The sequence below is a fragment of the Methylophaga sp. OBS4 genome, assembly GCF_026319305.1.
GTDB lineage: Bacteria > Pseudomonadota > Gammaproteobacteria > Nitrosococcales > Methylophagaceae > Methylophaga.
In genome coordinates this window covers 21,473-42,268 of record NZ_JAPDMV010000011.1, presented here as the reverse complement: position 1 = coordinate 42,268, position 20,796 = coordinate 21,473, and the positions used below count along the sequence as shown (strand labels likewise).

The 20,796-nt window shown below is 51.0% G+C and carries 24 protein-coding genes and 1 tRNA gene; 20 read left to right on the top strand and 5 right to left on the bottom strand.

Annotated elements, in window-relative coordinates:
• Positions 1-8 precede the first annotated feature (8 nt).
• From OMP95_RS04785 to OMP95_RS04755, 8 genes are read left to right on the top strand one after another with little or no spacing between them, the layout of a single operon-like run.
• A complete protein-coding gene (locus OMP95_RS04785) occupies positions 9-476 on the top strand; it encodes a hypothetical protein (RefSeq protein WP_266326503.1) in 468 nt (155 codons plus the stop codon).
• Positions 473-1,177: a hypothetical protein gene (locus tag OMP95_RS04780; protein WP_266326501.1), complete on the top strand. Its 705-nt coding sequence runs from the start codon at positions 473-475 to the stop codon at positions 1,175-1,177. Before OMP95_RS04785 ends, OMP95_RS04780 begins: the two co-directional genes overlap by 4 nt.
• Positions 1,177-1,722: a hypothetical protein gene (locus tag OMP95_RS04775; RefSeq protein ID WP_266326499.1), complete on the top strand. Its 546-nt coding sequence runs from the start codon at positions 1,177-1,179 to the stop codon at positions 1,720-1,722. The genes OMP95_RS04780 and OMP95_RS04775 overlap by 1 nt, the downstream gene beginning before the upstream one ends.
• Entirely contained in the window at positions 1,722-2,414 is a 693-nt protein-coding gene (locus OMP95_RS04770) for a hypothetical protein (protein ID WP_266326497.1), read from the top strand. The genes OMP95_RS04775 and OMP95_RS04770 overlap by 1 nt, the downstream gene beginning before the upstream one ends.
• Complete coding sequence (locus OMP95_RS04765; RefSeq protein ID WP_266326495.1) at positions 2,402-3,349, top strand: hypothetical protein; 948 nt, start codon at positions 2,402-2,404, stop codon at positions 3,347-3,349. The genes OMP95_RS04770 and OMP95_RS04765 overlap by 13 nt, the downstream gene beginning before the upstream one ends.
• Positions 3,350-3,351: 2 nt before the next feature.
• Positions 3,352-3,588: a hypothetical protein gene (locus tag OMP95_RS04760; RefSeq protein ID WP_266326493.1), complete on the top strand. Its 237-nt coding sequence runs from the start codon at positions 3,352-3,354 to the stop codon at positions 3,586-3,588.
• A complete protein-coding gene (locus OMP95_RS12530; RefSeq protein ID WP_416234632.1) occupies positions 3,585-3,779 on the top strand; it encodes a Com family DNA-binding transcriptional regulator in 195 nt (64 codons plus the stop codon). Before OMP95_RS04760 ends, OMP95_RS12530 begins: the two co-directional genes overlap by 4 nt.
• Positions 3,742-4,677, top strand: coding sequence for a DNA-methyltransferase (locus tag OMP95_RS04755; protein ID WP_266326491.1), 936 nt, complete (start codon positions 3,742-3,744; stop codon positions 4,675-4,677). The genes OMP95_RS12530 and OMP95_RS04755 overlap by 38 nt, the downstream gene beginning before the upstream one ends.
• 454 nt (positions 4,678-5,131) lie before the next feature.
• Here OMP95_RS04755 and OMP95_RS04750 read toward each other — a convergent pair whose 3' ends face one another.
• Genes OMP95_RS04750 through OMP95_RS04740 form a run of 3 tightly spaced genes read right to left on the bottom strand, consistent with a single transcriptional unit; the run spans position 5,132 to position 6,689 of the window.
• Positions 5,132-5,542, bottom strand: coding sequence for a DUF2513 domain-containing protein (locus OMP95_RS04750; RefSeq protein ID WP_266326489.1), 411 nt, complete (start codon positions 5,540-5,542; stop codon positions 5,132-5,134).
• A gap of 2 nt (positions 5,543-5,544) precedes the next feature.
• Positions 5,545-6,045: a PH domain-containing protein gene (locus OMP95_RS04745; protein ID WP_266326487.1), complete on the bottom strand. Its 501-nt coding sequence runs from the start codon at positions 6,043-6,045 to the stop codon at positions 5,545-5,547.
• 5 nt (positions 6,046-6,050) lie between these two features.
• Complete coding sequence (locus OMP95_RS04740) at positions 6,051-6,689, bottom strand: BRCT domain-containing protein (protein ID WP_266326485.1); 639 nt, start codon at positions 6,687-6,689, stop codon at positions 6,051-6,053.
• 358 nt (positions 6,690-7,047) lie between these two features.
• On the opposite strand from OMP95_RS04740, the gene OMP95_RS04735 reads away from it, so the two are divergent.
• The 3 genes from OMP95_RS04735 to OMP95_RS04725 are packed head-to-tail and all read left to right on the top strand — an operon-like array spanning position 7,048 to position 8,096.
• Positions 7,048-7,368 (top strand): hypothetical protein, encoded by a 321-nt coding sequence (locus tag OMP95_RS04735; protein WP_266326483.1) that lies wholly within the window; start codon positions 7,048-7,050, stop codon positions 7,366-7,368.
• Positions 7,369-7,371: 3 nt separating this feature from the next.
• Positions 7,372-7,914 (top strand): Bro-N domain-containing protein, encoded by a 543-nt coding sequence (locus OMP95_RS04730; protein WP_266326481.1) that lies wholly within the window; start codon positions 7,372-7,374, stop codon positions 7,912-7,914.
• Positions 7,914-8,096, top strand: coding sequence for a hypothetical protein (locus OMP95_RS04725; protein ID WP_266326479.1), 183 nt, complete (start codon positions 7,914-7,916; stop codon positions 8,094-8,096). Before OMP95_RS04730 ends, OMP95_RS04725 begins: the two co-directional genes overlap by 1 nt.
• A 347-nt stretch (positions 8,097-8,443) precedes the next feature.
• On the opposite strand, the gene OMP95_RS04720 is transcribed toward OMP95_RS04725, so the two are convergent.
• A tRNA-Leu gene (locus OMP95_RS04720) sits at positions 8,444-8,530 on the bottom strand.
• Between the two features lie 394 nt (positions 8,531-8,924).
• On the opposite strand from OMP95_RS04720, the gene OMP95_RS04715 reads away from it, so the two are divergent.
• A complete protein-coding gene (locus OMP95_RS04715) occupies positions 8,925-11,561 on the top strand; it encodes an EAL domain-containing protein (protein ID WP_266326477.1) in 2,637 nt (878 codons plus the stop codon).
• A 113-nt stretch (positions 11,562-11,674) separates the two neighbouring features.
• Here OMP95_RS04715 and OMP95_RS04710 read toward each other — a convergent pair whose 3' ends face one another.
• Positions 11,675-13,558 (bottom strand): sigma-54 interaction domain-containing protein, encoded by a 1,884-nt coding sequence (locus OMP95_RS04710; RefSeq protein WP_266326474.1) that lies wholly within the window; start codon positions 13,556-13,558, stop codon positions 11,675-11,677.
• A gap of 379 nt (positions 13,559-13,937) precedes the next feature.
• Here OMP95_RS04710 and OMP95_RS04705 point away from each other — a divergent pair, with 379 nt between their 5' ends.
• From OMP95_RS04705 to OMP95_RS04670, 8 genes are all read left to right on the top strand, one after another.
• Positions 13,938-15,410 (top strand): CmpA/NrtA family ABC transporter substrate-binding protein, encoded by a 1,473-nt coding sequence (locus tag OMP95_RS04705; protein ID WP_266326472.1) that lies wholly within the window; start codon positions 13,938-13,940, stop codon positions 15,408-15,410.
• The gene (gene ntrB / locus OMP95_RS04700) at positions 15,410-16,240 is read left to right on the top strand and encodes a nitrate ABC transporter permease (RefSeq protein WP_266326470.1); all 831 of its coding nucleotides are present in this window, start codon (positions 15,410-15,412) and stop codon (positions 16,238-16,240) included. The genes OMP95_RS04705 and ntrB overlap by 1 nt, the downstream gene beginning before the upstream one ends.
• Before the next feature lie 4 nt (positions 16,241-16,244).
• Positions 16,245-17,153: an ABC transporter ATP-binding protein gene (locus OMP95_RS04695; RefSeq protein WP_266326468.1), complete on the top strand. Its 909-nt coding sequence runs from the start codon at positions 16,245-16,247 to the stop codon at positions 17,151-17,153.
• A 17-nt stretch (positions 17,154-17,170) separates the two neighbouring features.
• A complete protein-coding gene (gene cynS / locus OMP95_RS04690) occupies positions 17,171-17,611 on the top strand; it encodes a cyanase (RefSeq protein ID WP_266326466.1) in 441 nt (146 codons plus the stop codon).
• 135 nt (positions 17,612-17,746) lie between these two features.
• A complete protein-coding gene (gene queA, locus OMP95_RS04685; RefSeq protein ID WP_266326464.1) occupies positions 17,747-18,790 on the top strand; it encodes a tRNA preQ1(34) S-adenosylmethionine ribosyltransferase-isomerase QueA in 1,044 nt (347 codons plus the stop codon).
• Positions 18,774-19,508: an RNA methyltransferase gene (locus OMP95_RS04680; RefSeq protein WP_266326462.1), complete on the top strand. Its 735-nt coding sequence runs from the start codon at positions 18,774-18,776 to the stop codon at positions 19,506-19,508. The genes queA and OMP95_RS04680 overlap by 17 nt, the downstream gene beginning before the upstream one ends.
• On the top strand, positions 19,505-20,296 hold the full coding sequence (gene cysE / locus OMP95_RS04675) for a serine O-acetyltransferase (RefSeq protein ID WP_266326460.1): 792 nt from the start codon (positions 19,505-19,507) through the stop codon (positions 20,294-20,296). Before OMP95_RS04680 ends, cysE begins: the two co-directional genes overlap by 4 nt.
• 50 nt (positions 20,297-20,346) lie before the next feature.
• On the top strand, positions 20,347-20,793 hold the full coding sequence (locus OMP95_RS04670) for an Rrf2 family transcriptional regulator (protein ID WP_266326458.1): 447 nt from the start codon (positions 20,347-20,349) through the stop codon (positions 20,791-20,793).
• The last annotated feature ends 3 nt before the right edge of the window (positions 20,794-20,796 follow it).

Genomic DNA, 20,796 nt, shown 5'->3' with positions numbered 1-20,796 from the left:
TGTGCGTCATGATCCAGCTGCAATTCAGCGCCCAAAAAAAGCCGGGGTCCTGGTTAATCAGGCGGTTTACCTGGTCACCTTTCAGCCATGTGGATTTTGTGCTGCCTAATGGCCGTTTGTTGGGGGCCAGGGGCCTGGGTGGCGTGCAAGTAAGAAATGCCCAGCACTTTGATGCCGTGGGCCGGTTTCAGGTGGCGGCACCAGAAAGCGTGCTGGACTTTGCCAAAAGCCAGGTGGGCAAGCCGTATGATTGGGGGGCCATCCTGGGCCTGGTAGCCCGGCATGATTGGCAGGATAAAAACGCCTGGTTTTGCAGTGAGCTGATCGCCTGGTGTTTTCTGCAGGCGGGCGTTCCTTTGTTGCGATCGCAGCAGTTGCAGCGCATCACGCCCAGGGATCTGCTGTTATCGCCTTATTTAGTGCCTGCAGGGCAATCTGACCGCGTGTTTCATTACCTGAACCGGGGGCAAGCATGACCTGGCAGCCGGTTGACCTGGAAACGCCGGCAGCGGATGCCAGCAGTCTGAACCTGCCGATCACCATCGAGACGATCACCCCCTGGACGCACGGCGCCAAGGAGGGCACCGGCGCCCATACCTGGTTGAGTTTTCCCAACGCAGTGGCGGCCCTGGTGAAACGGATCCAGGCGAACCCGGTGCAGGCCATTTTTGTGCTGGGTTTAACCGCGGCGAATTATAAAGACCTGGCCGAGCAGTGCCAGGTGATGGCGGCGGCGTTTCCGCTGAAACAGATCCAGCAGTGGCAGCGGCACGCGGCCAAGCTGGTGAACCTGGAACAGGAAAAGCGCAACCTGATCGACGCGGTGGCCAGCACCACGGCGCTGCAGCTGAACGCGGTACCCACGGCCAAGGCCAGAATGGAAAAAGCCCTGGCACAACAGGCGAAAAGTGCGGCGGCGGCCTTATCCGGTGCCGACCCAATGGCAGACCTGGACAGCTTCGCCACTGAAAAAGCGGCCTTTGATGCAGCGACTGATGACCCGCTGCCGGCATTATCCGGTGGTACCGGTTGGCGGTTTTATGCTGACAGCGACATAACGAACAAGATCCAGACCGGCCACCCTGGCCACCAGTACACCTACACGGTGTTAATGGCGTTTATGGGGAGCGCGGCGGATCTGGCTTACTTAAACGAAATGATGCCGGAGAGCGTGTAGTGAGTTTGCACCTGAACAAAATCAAAGTGGAAGGCCACGATCTGAAAATATCGGGCACTTTGTCATTGGCCGGGCAGGATATGAGCGGCCAAAGCAGCTACACGGAAACGGCAGAAACCGGCGACAAGCCCAAGCAGATCAGTGTGCGCCTGGCGGTGAACATGAACCGGGCCGATCAGCTGCAGAACATCGTGCAGCTGGCCGAAGCCAAAAACGAAGCCGGCAACCGGGTGATTTACGACATTCTGAACGACACGGCGGCGGCAATGGGGATCCGGCGTGTGAAATTTCAGGGCGATTTATCGGTAAATGAGGATCAGACCAGCCGCCAGTGGCGGGTGTCTTTCAAACTGACCGAGGTGCAATCAATTCCGGAGCGCAAAGAGTCACGCCAGCAGGCCCAGGCAGTCACTGACCAGGTGCCGACCGGTGACACCGTGGCCGCCAGTGAAACGGCTGTGCCTGACCAGGTGCAGCTGTCCAGCTTTGAAAACGTGCTGCAGTACCTGGATAACGCTCTGGCGCCGGATGAGGGCACCGCATAATGCGCCTGGTCCGTCAGCTGCAGGTGGCCGGCAACAGTCACCAGGTGATCGAGGAGCGGGTAAAGCTGGATCTGGCCGCGCCCGGTCGGGCCATGTTCACGGTGGTAGCGCCGGAAACCCTGGCCGCCAATCAGTTGGTGGTGTTTGAGTTGGGTTATGCCGGCCGTGATTTGCAGCGCTGGTTTATCGGTTACACCGAAAAGGTGGTGCCACAGGGCAATGCCAGGGCAAAGCTGTTCTGCCGGCAGTTGTCTGCCGTTTTAGCTAACAAACTGCCGCTGGATTTGCGCCATGTGTCGCTGCGGGATGTGCTGGCCACCATCAACGAAAAAACCGGGCTGAATTTCGCCACGCCGGACGAGGCTTATGCCAAACGCCAGGTGGCGAACTTTTACAACCTGGGGACCGGTTACCAAGCCATGAACATGCTGGGCCGGGTGTTCAATATTCCTGATTTTATCTGGCAGCAGCAGGGCAATGGCGTCATTTACGTGGGCAGTTGGGCGGATTCGCGCTGGTCCCAGGTGAAAAACATCGTGCTACCGCACAACCTGTTCGACCAGGTGCAGGCCAACAATCAGGCCAGGGTGCCGGCCATGCCGCAGTTGCGGCCGGGTATGCGCCTGAACGGCAAACGCCTGACCGAGATCACTTTTCAGCAAAACCACATGGATCTGATATGGAAGAACTGATCAAACGCCTGGTGCATAAACTCTGGCCAGAAATGGCTGCCGGCTATCACTTGCCGATCTTCGGTGAAGTGGTGGGCGTGCGCGAAACCCCGAACCAGGGCGATCTGTGTGATGAGTTCCGGCCGCGCTATGCGGTGGACGTGCAAGTGCTGGATGAATACGGCGAACCGGACACCAGCTGGCCGGTGCTAAAGGATGTGATCCTGGCGCTGCCGATTGCCGGCCATGAGCGTGGCCAATTTGCTTTCCCGGATAACGGCACCTGGGTGGAACTGGCCTTTGCTTATGGTTCACCAAATCGGCCGTTTATCCGGTCGGTGTTGCCGCACCGGCTGACCCTGCCACCGGTAGAACGCGGCGAACAGCGCTGGCAGCATAACCCGGAGTCATTCCAGAACGTGGACAAGGACGGCAACTGGAACCGCAAAACTGATCTGAAAATTACCGACGAATCCCTGGAACGGCTGACCATTGCCCTGGATAACCTGGAACAGTTCCACCGGTCGGTAAAAGAAACCAAAACCAACGACACGGAAGTGATCGGCGCGGTGAAAAAGATCCAAGCCTACGGCGCAATGGTGCTGCAGTCCGGTGGCGTGATGGATCTGGCCAGCGTGGACAATATGCGGATCACGACCAAGGCCGACGCCATCCTGAAAGTGATCGGCAATATGCAGGCCGATATCGGATCGGACCACGTATCGAAAGCCGGCAGCCGGCAGCACCTGGAAGCACCAAAGAGTTGGATCGGGAATGAATCAGAAAACGGTCTGCGCCTAATGTCAGATCTGGCGCAGCTGGTCATTGACCTGGCCAATATCCTGGCAACCCACACCCACCCGAACACCGGGCAGATCGATCAGTCCGGCCAGGTGTCGGGCATTGCCACTTCCACCGGGGGTGTGAAAACCAAGATCGATACGATTGCGGAGTGATTATGAACAAGTCAGAAAAATGGAAAATGAAGTTTATAGAGAACCTTTTGAAAGAGGTTAAACACTACGAACTTAAAGAAGCTGAACTCGGCATCGTGCCTTTCAACGAACATGATGTAGAGGTATGGGGAGCCGGCATTATTAGAGGTCGATTCCAGGCGTTAAAGCTGGTGATAAACGCAATCGAAAATGGAGAGGTTGAACTATTGAACATTGGATTGATAACCACTGACCGATGAAAGAAATACGCTGCGGCGCATGTGGCCGCAAATTAGGCGAGGGCATTTTTATCGAACTGCAGATCAAATGCGCACGCTGTAAAACCATGAATTATCTGAGGGTCAAGCACCCCGAACCAGAGCACCACGAGTGTCAGCAAAAGGAAAACACTCGTGGAGACATACCAAACCGAAAACCTGTCACTGCATAACGCTGACTGCCTGCAGCTGCTGGCCAACATCGATGACAACAGCATCGATCTCATCGCCACGGATCCGCCTTATTTCCGAGTTGTGGCCGAAAAGTGGGATCGCCAATGGAAAAATGAAGATCAGTTTTTTGCCTGGTTAAACCAGGTGCTGGCCGAAATGGCCCGTGTATTGAAACCGACCGGTTCCATTTATCTGTTTGCCGGGCCGCATCTGGCCACTAAGGTGGAAAACGTGATCGCCAGGCATTTCAACATGCTCAATCACATCATCTGGCGTAAGCCATCCGGCCGACACCTGGGCTGCAACAAAGAGAGCCTGCGGCGCTTCTTCCCTCAAACCGAGCACATTCTATTCGCTGAAAGCAAAAAGCCGGTGCCGTTTGCCTTTGAACCGATCCGCACCTATCTGCACCAGGCAATCAAAAACGCTGGCATCACACAAAAGCAGGTCGACCGGGCATGCGGCTGCCAAATGTCCGGGCACTGGTTTGGCCGCAGCCAGTGGAGCATGCCAAGCCGCAAGCATTACAACACCATCAATCGCCTGGTCGGCGGCCACTTAAAACCGTATCCGGATCTTTACCAGGAATATCGAACGCTGCTGAATAGCAGCAACAACGGCCGGCGCACCTTCAACGTGACCAAGCACGTGCCATATACCAATGTCTGGGACTTTAAACCGGTTCAGTTTTACCCAGGCAAACACCCATGCGAAAAACCGCTGGTTTTGATGGAACACATCATCAACACCAGCTCGCTGCCGGGCGATGTTGTGCTGGATGCTTTCGTCGGCGGTGGTACCACGCCGGTGGCGTGTTTGAATACCGGTCGGCGGTTTGTTGGGTCGGAGTTGGGGGGCAATGAATTTAACCAGGCGGTGAACAGGCTGGGTCTCTGACCTCCAGTTTTGGCAGTAGCTGCAGCAGTGGGTTAGGATGCACTTGAGCCCGCCCGTTCCGCCAAGGATGGCCAGTCGAGAATTAAGGTAATAACTCCTGGCGGGTGGGCTCACCCTATATAAAATGGACGTCAATGGATGAACAAGCTAATAAAAAGTAAATTTCGCCAGGCCATCAAACAAAATCAGATTACCAAGGCTCTCATTTACAAAAACGCCACATTCCTGATTATTTGGGTCATTGGCGTAATCATATTTTTCAATTTTGGTGTTGAACCGATAATGAAAAACCATGAATGGCCTGCAGTGAAGTTATTTGCTGTTTTTCTGAGTTTTGTGCCGCCGATTATGAAAGTTGTTTTCGACTCAATGTTGTTCAAAGGCAGAGTGAAGCTACATAACATAAGGCGAAGAACGTTGATGATAAAAAATTAGATGCGTGGATAAAGGAAGGTTACGGTGAAGTGTTTAAATATTTGACCAACTTTTCTTTTGCGTACCCTGTGGCAAGCTGGGATGCAACGCTAAAAATCGTTTTGACTGACTCTTCTCTGAAGTCTTTTTTGATAACTTTCCATACCTGAGAATTCTCAAGTGACTGAATAAACTCGTGCCCTTGTGATGTCATCCTTACGTAACAGTTTCTCCAGCTCCACTCTCCATCTTCGTGAAGCTTGATACCGTTTCTGCTAATTGGCTGTATGAAGCCTTCATCAATCAATGCCAGGTAATGAGTCACAAACTCATCATCAGGCTCTTCGCCATCCATGACTGAGGTGATAATTTCAGTGAGTTCAGGTATCGCCCGATCAGATTCTAGAAAGGCTTCAAGAATGGATTTTATGTACTCAGGCTTTAGCTTCATGGTTACAGACTGGCCAGTACTTCAGACTTTTTAGCAGAGAATTCATCATCGCTGAGTAGGCCAGCATTATGCAGCTCATTTAATTCTGCAAGCCTGTCTTTCACTGATTTGCTTTCAGTTGTCGGCTGCGGTGATGGTTCCGACTTGCTGTCTCTGTATGTATCAATAGCTTCAGCCAGTGCCTGTTCCGCTACTTTGTCGCCTGTTTTGAATTTTAGCGAGTCGTGTGACGTGTGAATCTCAATCCGGCGAAAACCGAGCATCGAACGTCTTTCCACAGATGTGATGTTTTTCAGGGGTATGGTCTCTATCACTTCACCAAGCAGTCCTTTGCGGCAGAAAGCTACTCGCTGGTCGGTGACAACCAGTGAACCGTTGTGCTGGGTGTTGTCACCTTTACCCATCATTTCGCCGATGTAGCCATCACCAAAAGCAATAACAGATTCGCCCGGCTTCAAGTGTTTTTGCTGAAAGTGCTTAACGTGCTTTGATTCTTTGGCCATGTCGTTTAATTGCCCTCGATGATGATGTGTTCAAAAAAATGCGCCTCAGTGATGATCGAAATGCTGTGGCCGCCATCTCTCACCGTCACGGCTTCTTCAATCTTTCTGCCAAATGACGAATGCATCCAGGCGTTACTGCCAACATCACCGATCACCAGGTAATGGCATTTCCGGTTTGGGTTCTTTTTAACAAAACCACCGTTATCGATGATCAGCTTTTCAACATCCTTACGTTTGCCATAAGCAAAGTTACCCGTCAGGGCAAAGTGGCAGCCGTCGATGATGATTTCGGTAGGTGGATCAGGGCAAAGGGGGAGGGTTGTGGCAGCATTCTGACCGTCAACATTAATTTCGCTACGGCCGGTAATGTCATTGAGCAAGTCGAGCAAAACAGCTTCTTCACGCTCATCAATAACGCCGTCTTCCAGAAATACCAGCAGGCGCTGGTATAAGTCACGACCAAACCAGTCTTCAGCAATCACTGGGTTGGCCTGCATCCAGGTTAAAAGGTGTTGGGCTTCACCGGTCGACACGGCCCCATCAAATAAGATGCCTTTGCAAATCCCAATCAGCTCATCGATGGAGCGATCTTTAATCCGGGATTTATTTCTATTGTCGATGCGGTTGTGATCTTCAAAGTCCATATCTTTCCCTCGCAGCTATCCATAACGCAATGTTTGATAAACTCACTAGGAAAGAATTATTACACGCTTTAACCCCTGTTTGCACTGTTTGACAGGGAAAACAAAAAAGCTTAATCTTCAATTACACCAGCAAAATCTGGTGGCAGGTGTGCAAGCCTGTTCTTGGAGACGATGTGCTAAAGCGCGTCGAAGCGCTTTTTTTATGCCTACCGATCAATGGTGGGCGTGCGTTGGGGAGCCTTCGGGCTCGCCGGTCTTAACGGCAACGTCTCCACCGGTCTTGCACACCCGCGTACGCCCATCACCCTTATGTGCAAGTAATGGTGTTGGGTCTCTTAATCAAATTGGAGACTTTGCCATGTCAAAACAGCAATATTCCCGCCTGCGTCTCGTTCAGGCTATTTCCCGAAACGATCAATTCTATTCACATGCACCCATGCACCAGGTCGGCACCGGTGTCGTCTGGGGTTGGCGCGATAGCGCAGATGCACCGCTGGTCATCAAGCTGGCCAATGGCATTCACTTCGCCTGCCCAGGCATCAGCGCGGTGGCCAGACAATCAGCACTGGCTGCCGGCGCCATCGGCCAAAAAGTCGCGTTTTATCACCGTGGCTTCGATATACAAGGCAAGCCCATCAAGCCGGTGTTCAAAACCCTGATGATCGGCGAGGAGGGCTAAGTCATGACAGATTTACGCACATTAGCCAATCCCTTCCAGTTCACCGATCTGGATATCCGCACCGCCGTCGACCAGGACGATCAGGTCTGGTTCTGTGCCAAGGATGTTTGCCAGGCACTGGAGATCGAATGGAAGGGAACGGAGACACTAGAAAACATCCCAGAAGACTGGTTTATGGTCCGGAGTTTCCGGACCATAAAAGGCGAAAGGGACACTCTTTTCATCAATGAACCGGGCCTTTATCGCCTGATATTCAGATCCAACAAACCCAAGGCAGTCGAGTTTTCAAACTGGGTCTGCAGTGAAGTATTGCCCACGATCAGAAAGAATGGCTTCTTTGGAGAGGTCAGCAGCCGTGATCGCCTGGCGTATTCAAAACAAATCGTGGAGATAACCAGCCGCCTGACCAGTACCAAAGATGCCATGCTCTTTAAAATGCTCGTTGATGAATTGCGTGATTGTTGCAACGTAGTCGGCCGCCCAATGCCGGATTTGACGCTATTGGGAAAAGACTACAAACAACTTGATTTATTAGGGAAAGAGTAATGAACACGCAACAACACAAAATGGAGCAGGCTATTCAGGCATTACGTGGAGCCGCAAAGGCGATAGCTGCAGGCATCGAGGAAGAGAGCATAAACAGCCAGGAGGTTTACAGTATGCTCGAAGTCATAGCAGACCAGATGCAGCATATCGCTGAACAAGTGGACAGCCCGAGTAAATCATAAAACCATTCCACCCGGGTCGGCTCATGCCGGCCCGTTCTTTTTTCTGGCCATCATGGCCACGACACCAAACCACATCACCAGGCAAAAAAATCACACGAGAGCGAGCCCCAAAAAACACTCCTCCTCACCTGCCGGCTTTTCAAAAATTTTGTGCATTTTGAAAAACTGACCGCAATGGCAATTTGGTTGTACAGACCGAATTTATAAAGGGATTACAGGCCAGAAGTTAGCCTTTGAGAATTTCAACTGTGGAAAGCAAGTGCATGTTTTAGCAGTCACCAACAGCCACTTTTACAGCCACTTTCAATGCTTAATATTTATAAGTTGCTGTTATTGCTAGTTTTAATTGGTACCGAGGGTGGGAATCGAACCCACACTGAGTTACCCCAACTGGATTTTGAATCCAGCGCGTCTACCAGTTCCGCCACCCCGGCACATCAAGGGAGGAGATTATAGCGATAATGATTGCTTAATGGAAGGCTTTATCTTTATTAATCGTCTCGAATCCGCTTACTCACGATAGCCAGAGTTCCTGCCCAATCTCGCTGTTTTCATTTAATGTTGTTTGTAGACGCTGACTTAGACTAAGTGCTATGTTAAACACAGTGTACATATTACCCGCCTCATGACTTGTGGCTGTCTTCTTTTTTCAGCTGCTGACGTTTCCCAGGGTATAGATAACTGACATTCAGTGAAACTGTTTTTGTCAAAGCTTGAGAAAGGAGTTCTTAGTGATGACAGCAAATATCTACCCGTACCAGCAAACAAAAATATACCTGACGCCTTGCCTTCGTCGGCAGGTCGATAACCGCGCTATCAGTTGCAAAAATGGAAAATAACCATAATTTGCTGGTGGTTGAGGATGATGAAGCAGACTACAGTCTGCTCGAGACGCGTCTGAATCGGGACGGGTTGGCTTGTCACTGCCACCAGGTTACCAATAGACAAGAGCTGGTTGATGCTTTGGCATTGGACAGCTGGGATATCGTTCTGGTTGATTACCGGGTGCCGGGCCTGCCTTTTGAGGAGGTGCTATCCCATGTCCATGGCCATGATGCGGATTTGCCGATCATTGTCGTATCCGGAACGATAGGGGAAGAAGCCGCGGTCGATCTATTGAAGCAAGGGGTGGTGGATTTTGTACTGAAGGACAGACTTGCCCGTCTGGTTCCTGCCATTCAGCGTGTTATGCGCGATATCGAAATACTGCGGGAAAGACGAGAGGCGGAAAAATCGCTGGAGCGTCATAGCCGCGCCTTGATGATGCTTTCCAAGGGTAACCATACGCTGCTGCATTGTACGGAAGAAAATCAATTACTCCACGCCATGTGTGAGGCGGCGGTGGACACGGGTGGTTATCGTATGGCCTGGGTGGGCTATAAAGTTGATGATGCGGCCCAATCGGTACGCTTGATGGCAACGGCCGGTACCGGACAGGAATATCTGAAACAGGCGGATATTTCATGGGGAGCGGGCAGGCGGGGACACGGTCCGGCAGGACTGGCGATACGCAATGCCGATACCCAGGTGCTTGTGAACATGACATTACATCCGTCTATGAAACCGTGGCAGGCAGCGGCGCTTGAATGGGGTTTTAATTCATTGATTGCTTTGCCACTGAAGGATAAAACCGGTGCTTTTGGCGTGTTCGCGATCTACACGGAACAAACCGATGCGTTCGATTTTATGGAAGTGCCTTTGCTTGAGGAAATGGCTGAAGATTTAAGTTTCGGCATTGTGACACTGCGCAATAACATTGCCCACCAGAAGGCGGAGAGCGAGTTGAAATCGTCTTATTCGTTGTTGGAAACAACATTGGAATCGACCGTTGACGGTATTGCCGTGTTTTCATTGTCCGGCGCTATTGTCCGCTTCAACCGTAAATTTTCCGAAATATTTAATATCGCGCCCGAGGTACTGCAGTCAGCCAGCTATGACGAGTTGACCGAACATGTTAGCGCCTTGGTGGAAAACAGGGCTGATTTTTTCCGGCATAGCCATGAGCTTCGCCAGGCACATGAAGTTGCGTATAGAGATGAAATTGAAATGAAGGATGGTCGGATTATCGAGCGTATCCGACAGCCTCATTATATGGACGGTCAGGTGATCGGGCATGTCTCTACACTGCGTGATATCAGTGAACGCAGGCATCATGAGCAGCAACTGGTTTATCTGGCCAATCATGATGAGCTTACCGACTTGCCGAATCGTAACTTGCTCAATGATCGCCTGCGTCAGGCCATCGCCTATTGCGCCCGGTCGGAACAGCTGATTGCCTTGTTATTCCTCGATCTTGATCGTTTTAAACTGGTCAATGACAGTCTGGGGCATGAATTCGGGGACAAGGTCCTGATTGAAACGACAAAACGGCTATCTCACAGTATTCGTGAAGGCGATACCGTTGCGCGTATCGGCGGCGATAAATTTGTTATCCTGCTGCCGGGGCTGCAACATGAAGACGATGTTGAAGGCATCGCGCTGAAACTGCTTGATGCGATAGCTAAACCTTTCATGATTGATGGGAGAGAGCTGCTGCTGGAGGCTTGTATCGGCGCCGCATTGTATCCGCGGGATGGTGATGAAGCAGCGATACTGTTCAAGCATGCCGATGCCGCCATGTACCGGGCCAAAGCCCATGGCGGACATACGCTTAGATATTATCTGGAGAATATCGACACAGAAATTGAGCGTCATTTGCATATAGCTACACAACTTCAATATGCCATTGAGCGCAAACAACTCGAGGTTTATTATCAACCGCAGTTCGATATTGAAGCTGGCATCATCACCGGTGCCGAAGCGTTGATTCGTTGGCGGCATCCTGAACTGGGCATGGTGTCGCCGGCCGAGTTTATTCCCATTGCCGAAGAATCCAGTGTGATTCTGAGAATAGGCGAGTGGCTGGCGGATGCTATTTTTGCAGATTGCAGCCGCTGGTGGTCTGAGGGCTTGCAGACGCTGTCTGCCGTCTCTATGAATATCTCGGCCCGGCAGTTTGATAATGTCACGTTGCCGACCATCCTTGCCACCTTGTTGAATAAATACGGGCTTGATCCTGCCAAATTTACCCTGGAGCTGGAACTTACCGAAGGCATGTTGATGCGTTATCCCGAGCAAGCCATCAAGACATTGCATGAGCTCAAGGCGATGAATTTTGCTATTTCCATTGATGATTTTGGTACCGGCTATTCCTCACTCGTTTATCTGAAACGCTTTCCGATTGACAAGCTCAAGATAGATAAAGCTTTTGTGCAGGGTATTCCTGATGATAATGAGGATATCACCATCGTTCGTGCCGTGATCGTCATGGCCCACGAGTTGGGCCTGAAAGTGGTGGCGGAAGGGGTCGAGACCGAGGCGCAGTTTGCCTTTCTTAAACAACATCAATGTGATTATTCGCAGGGGTACTTTACCGGCCGACCAATGCCGGTCAAAGACTTTGAGGCGTTGCTTAGGAAGCAGTAGCTATTTGCTTATGACCATGGCCGGGTGTTGAAAGGAATAACGATCATCTTTACGGACAAAGGCACACTCGTGAGAAGCGATTACATCTGCGGGAGTATCCGTTTGTCGGGGCGTTAATGAACTTCTCCATTTTGTTTGAACTGGCGCGGATCGATACGATATTTTTTTATCCGCGAGGTCAACGTGGTCGGTTTCATGCCCAGCAGTTCTGCCGCGCCGTCCCGGCCGAACACCTTGCCCCGACATTGCTCCAGCGCCAGCAGAATATTTTGCCTTTGTTGCTGTTTGAGCGCTGATTCGGTGGCAATAAGGCCTGAGCGTGGTGATTCAGTATTTGCCTTTTCCGGCTTGGTGCTGGTGATAAATTCATCAAAACGCAGTTGATCGCCCTGTGCCAGGATCACCTGTCTTTCAATCACATTTTCCAGTTCACGAATATTGCCCGGCCAGTGGTAGTGACTGAGCCGCTCCAGAGCGGCGAGCGAGACTTTGAGCAGGTTTTTATTGGCGCGGGTACAGGCTTTCTTGATGAAATGCTGTGTCAGCAGCGGAATATCTTCGTGGCGCTGACGCAGTGGAATCGATTCAATCGGGAACACATTCAGCCGGAAATACAGATCTTCCCTGAACAGACCTGCCTCGATACGTTGTTTCAAATCCTGATTGGTGGCGGCAATAATACGGACATCGACGTGGCGGGTACGGGCTTCACCGACACGTTCGAATTGCTGTTCCTGCAATACCCGTAATAACTTACTTTGCAAATTTAGCGGAATCTCGCCGACTTCGTCGAGAAACAGGGTGCCGCCATCGGCCAGTTCGAAGCGGCCGGGCCGGTCATGGGTGGCGCCGGTGAATGCGCCTTTGACGTGGCCGAAAAACTCGCTTTCAAACAAATCTGCCGGTATTGCTGCGCAGTTGACCCGAATCAGCGAGCGTTGCGAACGCTGGCTGTTGTCGTGGATTGCCCTGGCAATCAGTTCCTTGCCCGTGCCTGATTCACCGCAAATCAGCGTGGTGGCATTAGTAGGCGCGACCAGTTCGATCTGTTGCAGGATCTTCTGCACGCCAGCGCTGTTGCCAATGATCTGATGATGGTTGAACTCGGAATTTATCTCTTCCTGCAGGTAGGCGTTTTCCAGCTCCAGCCGATTTTTCAGGCTTTCGACTTCTGCCATGGCTTCCAGCAAGCGCTTGCGGTCGGCTTTTTTTTCGGAAACGTCGCGAAAGATAACCACTGCACCGATAATGCCCTGTTCATCGATAACCGGCGTACTGGTGTATTCGACATCGATGGTGGTGCCGGCCTTGGTCCAGAACACATCATCTTCGACTGTATGAACGGTACCGTCGCGAAAGGCGGCGAATATCGGGCAGTTTTCGGCGTGAAACACCGAACCGTCATGATGGGAGTGATGCACCATGCTGTGCATATTGCGGCCGGCCAGCTCCGGGGCTTGATAGCCTAGAATGCGCTCGGCGGCAGGATTGACAAAAGTGGTGTTGCCGTTGGCGTCGACGCCGTAAATGCCTTCACCGGCCGCGTCCAGCAAGAGTTGGTTCTGTCGTTCAAACTCCTGAAAAACCTGTGCTACCCGGTTCCAGTGCTCGATGCCGGAAAGGTAGTGGCGCTGGGCTTCCGAGTGTTCACGTAACACCTCAAGTTGTTCCGCCTGCTGCAAAGTCAGATGCAGATAGGATTCATCGGCGGTTTCACTGTAACGGCCTGTGACTTCGACCCGGATCATTTCATTATTGGCCTGGATATATAGATGATCACACCAGCCCTGGCCGTTTTCGATCAGTTCCTGGGTAAAAATCACCAGCGAAACAAAGCTGGATGCGAACACCTGGCTGGCACGTAATCCCAGCACACTTTTTATATCCTGCTTCAACAGCCGACAGGCTTCCTGATTGGCACCGCTGATCTGATCGGTAACCGGATCGATAATCAGCTCCGCCGTAGCTGAAAAGTGGAAAAAAAGATTATCAGACATAAAAGTGATGCCCCGCGACTGTTTAATTCGAAACAATCAAGAAATGCGCCAAAGTACGAATAGTCGTAATAGTAACTATTAAATTTCGTAAATTACGATTTTTAGTAGTCATATCCGGTCTGGGCTAATCAGTAAATTTCACGTTATATCAGAGTCTTATATTTGTTTTTACGATATGGCATTGCTCTTGCTCACTATCAGAGCAGTGCTTGAATCAATGATGAAATATCCAGCAACTATTCAGATAAAAGTCGGAGCTGGCTGCTGCGGTGCACTGCAGAGAGTCGATGAAGTCGGAAACTGCACCAAAAGGATTCGTTTTAAACCTTTTTAACAAATACCACATTTCAAACGCAGGATGATGAGGAGTAACAACGCTATGACGACAAAAAGTTTAGGTAACCCTTTCGATGCAGATTCCAGTTTGACCCACACCAGCAATTGCCAGTGCGACAGTTGCAAAGCGGAGTCACACAGTCCGGCCGGGTTGAGTGACCGCGACCGGCAGATATTAATGGAACGTCAAATCGAGCGGGGTGCTCATTATGCTAAAACTGAAACATCAAGTGTGGCGGATACCCGATTTGACAGCGCCGAGGCGATGCTGGACCGGGTGGTGGAAAGTGCGATAGTCAGAGGCGTGTTCGGCCATCATGACGATAGTCGTCGTAACTTTATCCGGCTGGTCGGCGGCGGTACGCTGGCCGCGGTGCTGGGATCGGTCTTACCACTGGATAAGGTCAAGGCGGCGGTAAAAGACTCGATGGGGCCGCTGGAGAAAACCAAACTGAAAGTCGGTTTTGTGCCGATCACCTGTGCGACACCGATCATTATGGCGCAGCCTATGGGGTTTTATGCCAAATACGGTCTGGATGTCGATGTGATTAAAACCGCCGGTTGGGCGGTAGCCCGCGATAAATCGCTGAACGGCGAATATGATGCGTCGCATATGCTGACCCCCATGCCATTGGCGATGAGCATGGGCGCCGGTTCAACGGCAACGCCCTATATCATGCCGGCGGTAGAAAATATCAACGGCCAGGCTATCGTTTTGCACAACAAACATAAGGACAAACGCGATCCGAAGGACTGGAAAGGCTTCAAGTTCGGCGTGCCGTTCGATTATTCGATGCATAACTTCCTGCTGCGTTATTACGTGGCCGAGCATGGCATCGACCCGGATAAAGATATTCAAATCCGCGTCGTGCCGCCGCCGGAAATGGTGGCCAATTTACGTGCCGGCAACCTGGATGGCTACCTGTCACCTGATCCGTTCAATCAGCGGGCTGTCTATGAAAAAGTGGGCTTTTTACACACACTGACCAAGGATATCTGGGAAGGCCATCCTTGCTGTGCGTTTGCTTGCAGCCAGAAGTTTGCGACCGAAATGCCCAATACCTATGCGGCCTTGTTCAAATCCATTGTCGATGCGACCCATTATTCGGCCAAATATGAAAACCGCGACGAAATTGCCAAGGCTATCTCGCCGAAAAACTATTTGAATCAGCCGGAAATCGTCGTCAAGCAGGTGCTGACCGGCCGTTATGTCGATGGCCTGGATCAGAAAGTGCACGATGTGCCGGATCGTATCGATTTTGATCCGTTCCCATGGCATTCGATGGCGGTGTGGATCCTGACTCAGATGAAACGCTGGGGTTATGTGCAGGGCGATATCGATTACACCGGTATTGCCGAGCAGGTTTATGTGGCGGCAGAAACGGCTGAGGTCATGAAGGATCTGGGCTACACACCGCCGTCAAAAACCTATCAGAACTACACCATCATGGGTAAGGAGTTCGATTTCAGCAAGCCGGAAGAATACATCAGCAGCTTTGCTATCAAGAGGGGGTGATGGTGGCGTCATTGACTGTACGGGCAATGCTGCTTTCATTGCTGATCTTGACTCTGACTCTGGGTATTTGGGAGGCGTTGAATCAGCCTCCCGCAGCCAGTGAGGCGCTGTCGGAATATGAGTTGTTGATGGGCGGCGCTGATGATGAGGCACGGGTGCCGCCGCCTTCGCAGGTGCTGGGACATGCATGGAATGAACTCAGCAATCCGTTTTACGATGCCGGCCCTAATGATAAAGGTATCGGCATTCAATTGGGTTACTCCTTGTTGAGGGTGCTGGCCGGCTACCTGGCCGCCGCAGCGATCGCGATTCCGTTGGGGTTTGTTATAGGCATGTCGCCGTTGATGTATAAGGCGTTGAATCCGTTTATTCAGGTATTACGGCCTATTTCACCGTTGGCCTGGATGCCGTTGGCTTTATTCATTATCAAGGATTCGGAACAATCGGCGATTTTTGTCATTTTTATCTGTTCGATCTGGCCGATGCTGATTAATACCGCTTTTGGTGTGGCTAATGTCAGAAATGACTGGATCCGTGTTGCCCGGACTCATGAGTTGAGCCCGTTGAAAACGGCTTTTCAGGTGATCCTGCCTGCCGCTGCACCGACCATTGTGACCGGTATGCGGATCTCGATAGGCATTGCCTGGCTGGTTATTGTCGCGGCAGAAATGCTGGTGGGCGGTACCGGTATCGGCTATTACGTCTGGAATGAATGGAACAACCTGGACTTAAACAGTGTGATTTTTTCAATTCTGATGATAGGCATCGTCGGCATGTTGTTGGATATCGCCTTGGGTGGTCTCGCCAAACTGGTTCAATACGAGGAGTAGCGTGATGAAAAAACATTTTGTCAGCGTGGAAGGTTTAAGCAAGCGTTATCCGGGCAAGCAACAGGACACGGTGGTGTTTGAGAACGTCAATATCGGTATTGATAAAGGCGAATTTATCTGCATTATCGGTCACTCCGGCTGCGGCAAATCGACGATTTTGAATGTGCTGGCTGGTTTGGATGTGCCTAGTGACGGTTATGTGATTATGGACTACAAGGAAGTGTCCGGTCCCAGCCTCGAACGCGGTGTGGTATTCCAGAACTACAGCCTGTTGCCCTGGCTGACGGCGTTGCAGAATGTCAGTTTTGGCGTCAAGGCGCGTTGGCCAGGCTGGTCCCGGGAGCAAGTAGCTGATCACAGCAGCAAGTTCCTGGAGATGGTCGGTTTGTCGCAGTCGCTGCACAAGAAACCGTCGGAACTGTCCGGTGGTATGCGGCAGCGGGTCAGTATCGCCAGAGCATTTGCGACCAGTCCCAAACTGTTATTACTGGATGAACCTTTCGGTGCGCTGGATGCGTTGACCCGTGGCGTGATTCAGGACGAACTCATCAAAATATGGAGTGAAACGCAGCAAACCGTGTTTATGATTACCCATGATGTGGATGAAGCCATTCTGCTGGCCGACCGCGTCCTGTTAATGACCAACGGACCTCGGGCCAGGGTGGCGGAGTCGGTCAAGATCAATATCAATCGGCCCCGTAACAGAGCGAATATCATCAATGATCCTGCTTATTACAAAATTCGTAATTATCTGGTTAATTTCCTGGTAACACGCTCCGGTGAACTGTCAGCCTCAGAGGATGACAGCGACGGCATGCCGAAACAGGTTGATCCTGTTGCGGACACTGAAGCTGAGTCCAGTGAACCTGTCAGTAAAGAATCCGCTTCCATGGCTGTTAAGGCCGCTTTTTGATATTAAAAGGAGATGTTATGGACAAACTCACAATGACTGACATTATCATCAGTACCAAAGTCGAAAAAAACCTGAGCTGGGAAACCATTGCCGGTGATCTGGACATGTCGCCGGTCTGGCTGGCCTCAGCCTGCCTGGGTATGAACAGTGCGCCGACTGCCAAAGCCAAAGCTATTGCCGACTATCTGGGGCTGGGGCCTGAAATTGCCACTGCGCTTGCAGCTTATCCGACCAAAATCTGGGATCAGGCGGTACCGACCGATCCGCTTATTTACCGGCTTTATGAGATCGTAGGTGTCTATGGCGAAACGCTTAAAGAAGTGATTCAGGAAAAATTCGGTGATGGCATTATGAGTGCCATCGATTTTTCGATGGACGTCGACAAGATTGAAGACCCTAAAGGCGACCGGGTCAAACTCACGTTGAACGGCAAATTTTTGCCTTATAAATCCTGGTAAGTCTCCAATTGGCTGTGGTGGTTGCCGCTGGTTGTCCACCACAGCAATGACCCGCTAAACACAATTATCATATTTCAAGTCTGATAACCCGCTTTTGAATACTGCTCTATGTGCCGGTTCTGCTATGATCTGCGCATGAAAACAAGTGACTTCCAATTTGATTTACCTGAAGAACTAATCGCCCAATACCCGTCCGTCGAGCGCAGTGCCAGTCGTCTGCTGGCCCTGGATGGAAATACGGGTAACGTCGATGACCTTCAGTTCACCGACCTGCCCAAGCTGCTAAAGCCAGACGATTTGCTGGTGTTTAACAATACCAAGGTGATGCCGGCCCGCTTACTGGGCCATAAAGACAGTGGCGGCAAGATTGAGGTTTTAGTCGAACGGGTGCTGGATCACCAGCGTGTTCTAGCGCATGTCCGTAGTAGCAAATCACCGACTGCCGGCAAAAAATTGTTGCTGGAACAAAATCTGCAAGTAGTGGTACTGGGCAGATATGATGCCTTGTTTGAGCTGAAGTTTCTCCATGTCGATTCCGTGATGGATGCGCTGGAACAATATGGCCGTTTGCCGCTGCCGCCTTATATTGAACGCGATGTCGATAAAGCCGATCTGGAACGGTATCAGACAGTTTATGCTCGTAATCCGGGAGCCGTTGCCGCACCGACAGCCGGTTTGCATTTTGATGAAAAAATGCTGCAAAAACTGGATGAAATGGGCATTGAAACGGCGCAATTGACGTTGCACGTAGGGGCCGGCACTTTTCAGCCGGTACGGGTGGAAGATATCACCAGTCACCAAATGCATTCAGAGGTGATTGAAGTACCGCTGTCAGTTTGCGAACAGGTCGCCGCTGCCAGAGCACGTGGTGGTCGTGTTATTGCAGTAGGCACTACCAGTGTACGGGCATTGGAAAGTGCTTCCCGCTCTGGAAAAATCCAGCCTTTTGAAGGTGAAACCGATATCTTCATTTACCCCGGTTATCAATTTAAAACTGTTGATGCCATGGTGACCAATTTTCATTTATCCGAGTCGACCTTATTGATGTTGGTATCGGCATTTGCCGGACGTGAACATATTATGAATGCTTATCAGCATGCTATTGCCCGGCGTTACCGCTTTTTCAGCTACGGCGATGCCATGTTTATTACAAGGAATACCGATGACCTCACTGGATAACATCAGGTTTGTTTTGGTGGGGACCACTCACCCCGGCAATATCGGCGCCGCTGCCCGGGCGATGAAAACAATGGGGTTGTCCAATTTGCATCTGGTATCACCTAAAATTTACCCCAGTGCCGATGCCACCGCCCGGGCTTCCGGTGCCGATGACGTGTTACACAAGGCTGTGGTACATGATAGTCTGGAGTCTGCTTTATCCGGTTGTCATCATGTTTTTGGCATGAGTGCCAGATTGCGTCATTTGCCGGTGCCGGTAATGAATCCGAGACAAGCCGTGCAGCAGCTTGAAAATAGCGATGATGATACGCATATAGCTATTGTGTTCGGCCGGGAACATTCGGGCTTGTCCAACGAAGAACTGGATCGTTGTCAATATCTGGTGAATATTCCTGCCAACCCTGAGTACAGCTCATTGAATCTGGCGGCGGCGGTACAGGTCGTTGCCTATGAACTTAAAATGAGTTTTCAGCCCAATATTGACGCTGGCAGAATAGGCGAACAGCGCGAAGCAATAACAAGTGACGATCTGTCACATTTATACGACCATTTTGAACGGTCTTTGATGGCTATAGGCTTTCTGGATCCGGACAATCCGCGTTACCTGATGCGTCGTATCAGGCGATTGTTCAACCGGGCTGATTTGGATCGGAACGAATTACAGATTATGCATGGCATTTTACGCGCAGCCGAAACAAAAGGGAGGACGACAGAATGAATGAAAAAGTGAGTCGATGGCAACGGATCAAGGAAGATATCAACTGTGTATTCGATCGCGATCCAGCTGCGAGAAATGTATTTGAGATCGTGACCACCTACCCGGGTGTTCATGCCATACAGCTGCATCGTTTCAGCCATTGGTTGTGGCAGGCAAACTGGAAGTGGCTGGCCAAGTTTATTTCCACCCTGGGCCGGTGGGTAACCGGTATTGAAATTCATCCGGGCGCCAAAATCGGCAGACGTTTTTTTATCGATCATGGCATGGGGGTTGTGATTGGTGAAACCGCTGAAATCGGAGATGATTGCACGCTATACCATGGTGTAACCCTGGGCGGGACTTCATGGAAAGAAGGTAAGCGTCATCCGACTCTGGGTAATGATATTGTCGTCGGTGCCGGTGCCAAAGTGCTGGGTCCGATCTTACTGCACGATGGTGCACGTGTTGGGTCCAATGCCGTAGTTGTCAAAGATGTTGCAGCGGGTGAAACGGTTGTTGGTGTGCCCGGACGCGTGGTACGTACCAACCTGACCGAAGATCAGAAACAGCAGCAGAAACTGGCACAGTCTGTCGGATTCGATGCTTATGGTACCTCCAGCAAAACCATGGATCCGGTGGCTAGCGCCATCCATGGTCTGATTGAACATATTCAGGTGATGGATAAGCGGGTTGAGGCCTTGTGTGAGACTATTCAGAAGATGGGGGGAGAGCTCCCCGAAAACGTGGATATACCTGAATTAGCAAGTTGCGATATATCAAAAGAGAATGACGATCCAAAAGTTGACTAAAATAGTCAGGCATGTAGACTTACCGAATTAAGTTCATTCTGGATAGAAAAATGCGTTTAACCACCAAAGGTCGCTATGCAGTTACTGCAATGCTGGACTTGAGTCTGAATTATGGAATGGGTGCGATCACATTGGCTGATATTTCAGAGCGGCAGGGTATTTCGCTGTCTTATCTGGAACAGTTATTTGCGCGTCTGCGCAAGCAGGGTCTGGTCAGTAGTTCGCGTGGCCCCGGCGGCGGTTACCGTCTGAGTCGTGCGGCTGAAAGTATCACTGTGTTGGATGTGATTGCTGCGGTTGATGAGAAAGTAGATAGTACGCAATGCGAGGGCAAACAGAACTGTCACGGGGATGAACAGTGTCTGAGCCATGAACTCTGGCAGAGCCTTAGTGATCAACTTCGCATGTATCTGGATGGCATTACGCTGGCTCAAGTCGTCAATAATTACGAGCAAAGAAGAAGCAGCGAAAAAGTCATTCGATTCGACGTAGTCTGACCC